Here is an 8,974-nt window from a genome sequence, read left to right on the forward strand (position 1 = left end):
TGGGTTACCAGCTTTTTGTCTTTGGCCATTTTATCCATCGCCCTGGCTTCTTCCACATAATGGGTAAGCGGTTTTTGACAATAAACGGGCTTGTTCAATTCCATGGCCATCATGGAGGCCGGAGCATGGGTATGATCAGGAGTCGATACGATAACGGCATCGATTTCATTGCTCAATTCTTTGAGCATCACCCGATAATCCTTGTACGTTTTTGCGTTAGGGAACTTTGATTTTACTCCTGCCAATACCTCAGAATCGACATCACATAGAGCCACAACATCCACATTGGCGTGTGATGAAATGGACGCCAGGTCAGACTTGCCCATCCCGCCCAAACCAATATGAGCGGTTCTTAAACGTTTATCGGCGGAAAAGGCCCATGATTCAGCTGACAATAGAGTGAGCGAAGACATCGCTGCTATACTTTTTATAAAATCTCTTTTATTCATGTGGCCGTGGGTTGAGTCTTTTGATTTGAGCTATTAAATATATTGGTATTGAGCAGGATTGTTTAAGCCGCGATTTGTGGGAACACAGACCAGGGAACTGTGGTGGAACATTATGGAAACTGCAAACCCAGATTGGTCGGCAAGGAATCGAGGCTTTTTAAATTCTTATCTTTCATGTATTTAATCAGTCCTTCGGCGCCCTGTTTTTCTGCCCATTCGAAATGCATGTCCCGTTCCCCGGCATAATCAAACATCGGCACCCCAAAGCCGCAGGAAGTTTGAACCAGGTCAATCTCCGCCACAATGATCTGCCGAGTACTTGGATAAATCGTAAAGTCCTTGGCATATAAGTCCCAGTCGTCGGAATCTGGCAATACAGTGAATCCTTTGCCGTACAATCTAAGAATATTCGGCTTAGCGGTAAAAGAACAGAACATGAATGTGATCCGCCCGTTTTCGAGCGTATGCGCCGAGGTTTCATTGCCACTGCTGATTAAATCCATATAGGCTACCCGCTTATTATCCAACACCCGAAAACAGTCCAAACCCTTGGGCGAGAGATTGACTCTGCCATCACCACTGAGGGGAGCCGTTGCAACAAAGAAAATATGCTGGGCTTCGATAAATTCTTTGTGCTCGGGTTGTATGGAATTGCTGAATTTACCCATAGGGTTGATTTGCAGGAGTTGTCAATTTGGGTAGTTTGGATTATAAATAAAAACACTTCCCGCAACTATTTCATCATAAGGCATTTGTCATTCCAAACTTCGGTGAAGATGGCTTTACTGAATTTCAATCTGTTCTAGTTGGCTTATTAATTCAGGAAGAAAGTTTTCCTTAATTTCCCATACGATTCGGTAGTCTACACCAAAATAATCATGGACAATACGATTTCGGAAACCTCGAATTCTACGCCAATCAACGCAAGAGTAATTATCTCTGAACTCGACAGGTAATCGGTTGGCCGCTTCGCCGATGATTTCAAAGTTTCGAATTACTGCATCTAGTACCATTGGATTGTCCACGAATTCTTTAAAACTTAATCCTTCGGTGTAGTTGACTATTTTGGCTCCGCTCGCTAAAATATCCCCGATCAGAAGCGCAGGACTACGGTTAGACATACACTAGTTCGCTTTCAATAGCTTGAAAATACTTTTCTTTGATTCCATTCCTGGAAACCAAATCTACTTTTTTGTGTAATTTATCTTCGATGAAATCCGCTAGATCAATGAATTCAATGCCAATGGGCTGACTGAAATCTACCAGAATATCAACATCGCTGGACTCCGTAAAATCATCTCGCACGACCGAACCAAACAAGCCCAGTGAACGAATGTGGTACTTGCTTACCAACTCGGGTTTGAGGTAGGTGAGAGTTTGTAGAATGGATTGGAAGTTGGTCATAGCTATTAATTTACATTTTACTGATAGATAACGCATTACCGATGATAACACTATCTACGGTATAACAATTCTCAGCTCGGCCGTTGCAAACGGCCTTTTATTTTCAGGACGCAGTCTCCTTCGGAAGACTACGCCCAACGAGGATTATTTAAATAATCAAGATCATTCATTCTTTGTATTTGTTGTAAAAGTATAAAGTACTCACTCCACAGTCTGTTCCCCCATAGCCCCTTCAAATACAAGGGATTAAAATATTCTTTTCACAAAGATTATGAATACTGAGTTACTGAAAAAAGTTCGGAAAATTGCCTCACTACTCATCAATCCTCAAAACCAATCCCTTCAAATAACTACCCTCGGGATGAAACGCGTTGACCGGATGGTCCGGCCCTTGCGAAAGTTGGTGGATGACCCGCGCCTTGCGGCCCACCTCCATGCAGGCGGCCACGACGGTATTGTAAAATAACTCCCGATCCACGACCTGCGAACAGGAAAAGGTAAAGAGCAGCCCGCCGGGTTTTACTTTTTTAATTCCCTCGATATTCAGCCTTTTGTAGCCCTGCACGGCCCGGTGCCGCGCCGACATGCTCTTGGCAAAAGCGGGCGGGTCGAGTACCACGATGTCGTAGGTGGTGTCCTGCAGTTTGAACCAGGCCATCGTATCTTCCGCCACGGAGTGGTGGCGTTCGGAGTGTTCGTTCAGGGCCACGTTTTCGTCGCATAAAGCGATGGCCCGACCCGAGGCGTCGAGCGACACGACCGATGCGGCGCCCGCATCGAGGGCGTACACAGAGAAGCCGCCGGAATAACTGAATGCATTGAGTACCGATTTTCCGGGGGCGTAACGCGCCAGCAACTGGCGGTTTTCGCGCTGGTCGAGATAAAAGCCCGTCTTCTGGCCCTTGACCCAATCTACCAAAAAGGCGTTGCCGTTTTCGGTAATCCGGTGGGGCGTTTCTGCTTCGCCGAAGAGGTAGCCATCGGCAAAGTCCGAGGCGTATTTGCCGGGCAGCGTCTGGCGGCTTTTGTTATAGACCGCTTTCAATTCATCACCCATCACCTCCTGCAACGCCTGCGCAATATCGTCCAGGCAGCGGTGCATCCCGATCGTGTGCGCCTGCACGACTGCAACGCCGTTGTACATATCCACGATCAGGCCGGGCAGCCCGTCGCCTTCACCATGTACCAGGCGGTAGCTGTCGGTGTTGTCGAGGAGCAAATCTTTCCGCATGGTGTAGGCGTTGCCCAACCGCGTTTTCCAGAAATCGACATCTATTTCTTCCGGTTCGTAGGTCAAAATCCTGACCATGATACTACCGTCGTGGTAGTGTCCCCGCGCCAGGAACTCCATGTTGCGGTTCATTACATCCACGAGATCGCCGTCCTGCGGGTCGCCGTCCTGGCGCGAGATTGCTCCGGAAAATACCCAGGGATGACGGCGTTCTACGGCTTGTTCACGGCCTTTCTGCAGAAATAATTTTATGGGTAGGAGGGGGCTATCGTTTGACAAAATGCAGTCTGATTTTTTGATTAAATGGCATTAATCGGGTTTCAATTTCGTATCATTGTCACAATTTTACGCAATTTTTAACCCTGAATGATATTTAAACATGAATTACAACCGCCGTTTATTTCTAAAAGCCGCCGGCTTTGCCTCACTGGGGGCAGTGGCTTACCCGCTGGTTTCATGCAAAAGTGGGAATGAAAATGGCTCCGATAGCGACAGCACCACACTTGCCGGAACAGCCGCCAATACCAAAATCTCCAATTTCGGCATTCAGCTATATAGCGTCCGCGACATCATCGGGAAGGATCCCAAAGGTATTCTCAAGTCAATCGCCGATCTGGGTTACAAGGAAATCGAAGGCTACCAGGGAGATCAGGGCGTTTTCTGGGGGATGACGCCAAAAGAATTCAAAGCCTACGTGGACGAATTGGGCATGAAGATCGTCAGCACTCACGCCGACACGACCAAAGATCTTGAAAAACTGGCCAACGACTGCGCCGAGGCCGGACTCACCTACGTGCTGCAACCGCACATTGGCGCTCAGCCAAGCATCGACGAGTGGAAAAAACGCGCCGAGGAATTCAATCAACGCGGGGAGATTTGCAACAAGGGGGGCGTGAAGTTTGGCTACCACAACCACGCCTATTCCTTCGAGGAACTGGACGGACAAATTCCGCAAGAGATTCTGCTGGACAACACCGATCCATCGAAAGTAGTGTACGAACTCGATATGTGCTGGATTGCCGCCGCCAACAAAGACATCGAAGCCCACCTCACCAAATACGCCGGTCGCTACGACCTTTGCCACGTCAAAGACTTCGTACGCGAACCCGAATTCAAGCAGACTGACCTCGGCAAGGGCGTAGTCGACTACCCCAAAGCCTTGAAAGTGGCCCAGGAAACGGGTGTGAAACATTACATTGTCGAACAGGAAGAATACCCTGAATCCGCTATGGTCAGCCTGGCGCATGATGCGGATTATATGAGGAATTTGACCATTTAGAGAGCGACTATAAATTCCTGATCATTGTTCGCATTCTCAGCCGAAACGAAACTACTACTCGCCTTCAGCAGATGGTAGTTTCGTTTATAAACCCATCTCAGATGCCTGCTCAATTCACTGCCGATGCTTTCAAGACCGAACTGTTTCGTATCCTGAGTTATTGGGAAAAGTACACTCCCGATGATGAAAGAGGCGGTTTCCACGGGGCGGTGTCGTTCGACAATATTTCCAAAAAGGACGCGCCGCGCTCGGTGGTTGTCAATTCCCGGATTCTGTGGACTTTCTCGATGGCGCATCGCTTGTTCCCTAATCCAGGCTATAAAGCGATGGCCGAGCGGGCCTTTGCCTATTTGTCCCAATACTTTTTCGACAAAAAGAACGGTGGTGTTTATTGGTCCGTCACCGCCGATGGCGAGCCGCTGGAAACTATCAAACAGATGTACGGGCAAGCCTTCGCGATGTACGGTCTGAGCGAGTACTACCGAGTGTCGAAGGATGAAGGCGCCCTGAAGCTGGCAAGGGAGCTTTTTGAATATATTGAAAAATGGGCCTTCGATGCCGGACAGGGCGGTTATCTGGAAGCCGTGGGCCGAGAGGGACAGCCGATCGAGAACTACATTCTGAGCCAGTCGCCGTACATCAAGAGCATGAACACGCACCTGCACTTGGTTGAAGCGTACACCAACCTGTATGACGTGTGGCCCGACGCCCGCCTGAAAAAGCAGACGGCCGGGATGCTCGACGCCATCCTGAACCACATTGTCGATGATACCGACCGCATGAAGCTCTTTTTTACCAAAGATTGGACACCCAAAGACAAGACGATTTCCTACGGCCACGACATCGAAGCGTCGTGGTTGCTGTATGAAACCGCCGAAATTCTCCGTGACGAAGACACGATTCACCGCGTGCGGGAGCGTTGCCTGAAAATGGCTGAGGTCGCCACTTCGGGCCTGGGCAAAGATGGAGCGCTTAACTACGAGTACTTTCCTGAGACGCACCACTTGCAGTCCAACCGGAGTTGGTGGGTACTGGCCGAGCAGGTTGTGGGCTTCTACAACGCCTACCAACTAACCAAGAACGAGAAGTACCAGAGACTCGCCGAGCGAAGCTGGGAATACGTGCAGCAAAAATTCATGGACACCGAGCGTGGGGAGTGGCATACCACGGTGCAGGAAGATGGCACCATAGTCAAGGGCGATAAGATACACTTCTGGAAAGCACCCTACCATAACGCCCGGATGTGCGCCGAAATGTGGCGCAGATTAAGCTAGCCAACTGTCGAGGGCGAGAAAACTCACACTTATTTTTTTGGTAAAAGGGAGGGGCGTAATTTCGTGCTACGTTTATCAGTCTCCTCCATAACCTGACGGTCTTTTGCTAAGTTTTTTTCGAGTCAACGCCACCTACCTGAATCTCAGCCTTGTGCTATTCTTTGCGTTGCTGCGACTGCCCACGTTGTGGAGCGAAGTACCACTCCTTATTCCCGAGCTGAGCTGGATGCTGGTGGGGGAGCAGATGAACCGGGGCTTCATGCTCTACCGGGATGTTTGGGACAATGTCAGTCCGCTTTCCGGGATGGTGTATTGGGGCATCGACCGCCTTTTCGGACGTTCCCAGCTTGCCTACCAGGTAGCGGCGGGAGCAGTCTCCGTGTTCCAAATCCTGTACTTCAATTATATTCTTCGCGCCCGTGAAGTTCTACCGGAGCGTAGTCATGTGCCAGGGGCCATTTATGCTTTGTTGCTGAATATTTCCTTTGACCTCAGCACGCTGTCGCCGATGCTCATGGCTACCACTTTTCTGCTGCTGGCGCTGGGAGCAGCCATCAAAATGTTTGAACGGCGGCAGGTCACCAACGAAATCTTCGAATTAGGATTATACGTAGGGCTTGCTACGCTTTTTTACCTGCCTGCCGCGCTTTTCATGGGTTGGGCCTTCGTTTCTCTGCTTTTTTACACGGGTGCTACACTACGGCAGCACGTGCTGGGGTTCTTCGGAGCCATCTTTCCGCTGGCAATGGTTACGCTCTATTTCTACCTCAACGACAGCGTAGCTAACCTGAATCGCAACCTGCTCACCTCCGTCTTCGCTGTCAAGCAGTACGCGCTCAACGACTTCTCTTCCCTCATTTTTTCGTTAGCCATTCCAATGGCCATAGGGACGCTGGGTTTTATGCGAATGCTGGCGAGTACCCGATTCGTCAACTACCAGTCGCGCATCCAGCAGATGATGGCTATGTGGCTAATCACAGCGGCGCTTATGATTCCGCTGATGGAGTACCTGGCTCCCATGCAGTTCGTGGTTCTTGTCCCGGCCCTGGCTTATTTTGCGGCTTATTATTTTCAAAGTTTCCGTCGAATCTGGATGGCCGAGTTGCTCTTCCTGGTCGTTGTCGGAGGGATCTTGTTTATTCAATACCAGGGACTCATGAACCTTATGCCGGGCCTTACGGTAGGCCGACTCGATAATCTGAGGGCCAAGCCTGCCCTGTTGCCTGAGGCGATAACCAACAAGAAAATCCTGGTCATTGGCGACGACGAAGGCGAATACATGAACAACTTCACGGCCACGCCCTACCTCAACTGGGATTTATCGCGCTATGACCTGGAAAATCTGGACAACTTCGACAGTGTCATCCATATTTACGATAATTTCCGTCAGGATCCCCCCGACTATGTCATTGACAAGCACAACGTGATGCCCAAGCTTTTCGACCGTGTTCCGGCATTGCAAAAACGTTACAAGCCCAGTCCGTGGAAGGGGATTTACGAGAAAAGGGGGTAAGGAGTGACGACGGGGCAGCCCCGAGGTCATCACTCAGCTTTAAGTGGTCGCTTAGCAGGGGATTTTGCCCACGCGGCGCTGGTGACGTCCGCCCTCGAAGTCGGTGCTGAGGAATTTCTGTACGCTGATGAGCGCCTCTTCCAGTTCAATAAAGCGCACAGGCAGGCAGATAATATTGGCATCGTTGTGCTTCCGTGAAAGCTCCGCGATCTCCTTTTTCCACACCAAAGACGCCCGAATACCTGCGTGTTTGTTGGCCGTGATGCACACGCCTTGTCCACTGCCGCACAGCAGAATACCACGTTCATATTCCCCGTTCTCCACGGCACTCGCCACCGGGTGGGCATAGTCAGGGTAGTCTGTGGATTCGAAACTGTCGGTACCGTAGTCGGTCGGCTCGTAGCCGTTGGCTTCTAACCACTCCTTGATGGGTTGTTTGTACTCAAATCCGGCATGATCTGAGCCGATGGCAATTTTTTTCATAGTATTGCTGTTAAGTATCCCCGCCTAAGCATAATAGTTGAATGGAATCGTTATTCTTGCCAAATTAGTAATTATACAAAGGTAAAGATACTAGACTTGTAATTTGAATTGGTAACTGAGGAAAATTGAGACGAGGAGGATGAGCAAAAGTTCATTTAAAACTTCCTGATCTAGATATTCACTGGTTTACCAATTCTCTAATCGCACCGGCGACCCGGTCAAAATTAAATCGTGAAAGAAGCACTTAAAGAGAACCCCATTACCACCGAACAAATCGACATTTCACTTATGAACCCCGCCGTGCCGGAAGACGAGGCGCGGATAAAGGAGGCTTTCCAGGATCGCGACTGGAACGAAATAAAAAGCGCCGACTCCTGGGTCATCTTTAAAGTTATGGCCGAATTTGTGGAGGGTTTTGACAAACTTGCCAAAATCGGGCCTTGCGTGTCCGTCTTTGGCTCCGCCCGCACCACGACTGACAATCCTTATTACGGCATCGCCGAAGAAATTGCCGCCAGACTGGTGCAGAAAGGCTACGGTGTCATCACAGGCGGAGGACCAGGAATTATGGAAGCCGCCAACAAAGGAGCCTTCGAGCAAAACGGCAAGTCGGTCGGCCTGAACATCCAACTACCGTTCGAGCAGCATAGCAATCCGTTCATAGACCCTGACAAGAACATGGACTACGATTTCTTTTTCGTCCGGAAAGTCATGTTCGTTAAGTACTCTCAGGGCTTCATCGTGCTGCCTGGCGGCTTCGGCACGCTCGACGAACTTTTTGAGGCACTCACCCTAATTCAAACCAAGAAAATTGGTCGCTTTCCAATCGTAATGGTAGGAAAAGAATATTGGACAGGCTTAATCGACTGGATTGAAGGGACGATGCTGGAAGCTCAGAACAACATCAGCCCCGGCGACTTGAAGCTCTTCAGCGTGGTAGAAACCCCCGATGAAGCAGTACGTGTAATCGAAGAATTCTATTCGAAGTACTTGTTGAAACCCAACTTCTGATTCCGCTCTCGGGGTCAAGGGTTAACGGTTGATGGTCAACGGCGTTCATGCGATTACTATTTTGAAGTCTGCGAACCGTTAACCACTAACCTTTTACCCGAAATCAGAAGCTTAGGTAAGGTTCCCACTTCCGCAGTGTGGCTTCGTCCAGAATTCGCACCGCCTTCATAGCTTCTGGTGAAGCGTAGGGACCGTGTTGTTCGCGATAGCGGACGATGACTTCATTGAGTTTTTTGTTGCGAAAATACGGGTGACGGTAGAGTTCCTCGGGAGTGACTTTATTAATATTGATCTTTTTTGGCGCGGTTTGCACGCGACCATATCGCCTCA

The 8,974-nt window shown here is 49.6% G+C and carries 11 protein-coding genes; 4 read left to right on the forward strand and 7 right to left on the reverse strand.

Translation table 11 applies throughout. The features are described 5' to 3' along the window. From ACEW8P_RS25495 to ACEW8P_RS25515, 5 genes are all read right to left on the reverse strand, one after another. Positions 1 to 449, reverse strand: a 449-nt coding sequence (locus tag ACEW8P_RS25495; protein ID WP_373515881.1) for a Gfo/Idh/MocA family protein, incomplete at its 3' end; no start/stop codon positions are given. Positions 450 to 559: 110 nt separating this feature from the next. After that, the gene (locus ACEW8P_RS25500; protein WP_373515882.1) at positions 560 to 1,117 is read right to left on the reverse strand and encodes a pyridoxamine 5'-phosphate oxidase family protein; all 558 of its coding nucleotides are present in this window, start codon (positions 1,115 to 1,117) and stop codon (positions 560 to 562) included. A 114-nt stretch (positions 1,118 to 1,231) separates the two neighbouring features. Beyond that, positions 1,232 to 1,570 carry a DUF86 domain-containing protein gene (locus ACEW8P_RS25505; protein WP_373515883.1) on the reverse strand — a complete coding sequence of 113 codons (339 nt, stop codon included), beginning with the start codon at positions 1,568 to 1,570 and terminating at the stop codon, positions 1,232 to 1,234. Then, on the reverse strand, positions 1,563 to 1,853 hold the full coding sequence (locus ACEW8P_RS25510; protein WP_373515884.1) for a nucleotidyltransferase family protein: 291 nt from the start codon (positions 1,851 to 1,853) through the stop codon (positions 1,563 to 1,565). Before ACEW8P_RS25510 ends, ACEW8P_RS25505 begins: the two co-directional genes overlap by 8 nt. A gap of 313 nt (positions 1,854 to 2,166) precedes the next feature. Then, positions 2,167 to 3,363 (reverse strand): class I SAM-dependent rRNA methyltransferase, encoded by a 1,197-nt coding sequence (locus tag ACEW8P_RS25515; protein WP_373515885.1) that lies wholly within the window; start codon positions 3,361 to 3,363, stop codon positions 2,167 to 2,169. A 100-nt stretch (positions 3,364 to 3,463) separates the two neighbouring features. Between ACEW8P_RS25515 and ACEW8P_RS25520 the strand changes: the two genes are divergently transcribed. The 3 genes from ACEW8P_RS25520 (at position 3,464) to ACEW8P_RS25530 (ending at position 7,150) form a co-directional block, all read left to right on the forward strand. Continuing rightward, complete coding sequence (locus ACEW8P_RS25520) at positions 3,464 to 4,363, forward strand: sugar phosphate isomerase/epimerase family protein (RefSeq protein WP_373515886.1); 900 nt, start codon at positions 3,464 to 3,466, stop codon at positions 4,361 to 4,363. A gap of 101 nt (positions 4,364 to 4,464) precedes the next feature. Continuing rightward, positions 4,465 to 5,637, forward strand: coding sequence for an AGE family epimerase/isomerase (locus tag ACEW8P_RS25525; protein WP_373515887.1), 1,173 nt, complete (start codon positions 4,465 to 4,467; stop codon positions 5,635 to 5,637). 103 nt (positions 5,638 to 5,740) lie between these two features. Continuing rightward, a complete protein-coding gene (locus ACEW8P_RS25530) occupies positions 5,741 to 7,150 on the forward strand; it encodes a hypothetical protein (RefSeq protein ID WP_373515888.1) in 1,410 nt (469 codons plus the stop codon). A gap of 51 nt (positions 7,151 to 7,201) precedes the next feature. Here ACEW8P_RS25530 and rpiB read toward each other — a convergent pair whose 3' ends face one another. Further along, positions 7,202 to 7,633 (reverse strand): ribose 5-phosphate isomerase B, encoded by a 432-nt coding sequence (gene rpiB / locus ACEW8P_RS25535; protein WP_373515889.1) that lies wholly within the window; start codon positions 7,631 to 7,633, stop codon positions 7,202 to 7,204. A 288-nt stretch (positions 7,634 to 7,921) separates the two neighbouring features. Between rpiB and ACEW8P_RS25540 the strand changes: the two genes are divergently transcribed. Further along, a complete protein-coding gene (locus ACEW8P_RS25540) occupies positions 7,922 to 8,644 on the forward strand; it encodes a TIGR00730 family Rossman fold protein (protein WP_373515891.1) in 723 nt (240 codons plus the stop codon). Positions 8,645 to 8,747: 103 nt separating this feature from the next. Here the strand turns inward: ACEW8P_RS25540 and ACEW8P_RS25545 are convergent. Then, positions 8,748 to 8,974, reverse strand: a 227-nt coding sequence (locus ACEW8P_RS25545; RefSeq protein WP_373515890.1) for a ComEA family DNA-binding protein, incomplete at its 5' end; no start/stop codon positions are given.

This window comes from Persicitalea sp. (assembly GCF_041751555.1).
In the GTDB taxonomy this organism is placed as follows: Bacteria; Bacteroidota; Bacteroidia; order Cytophagales; family Spirosomataceae; genus Persicitalea.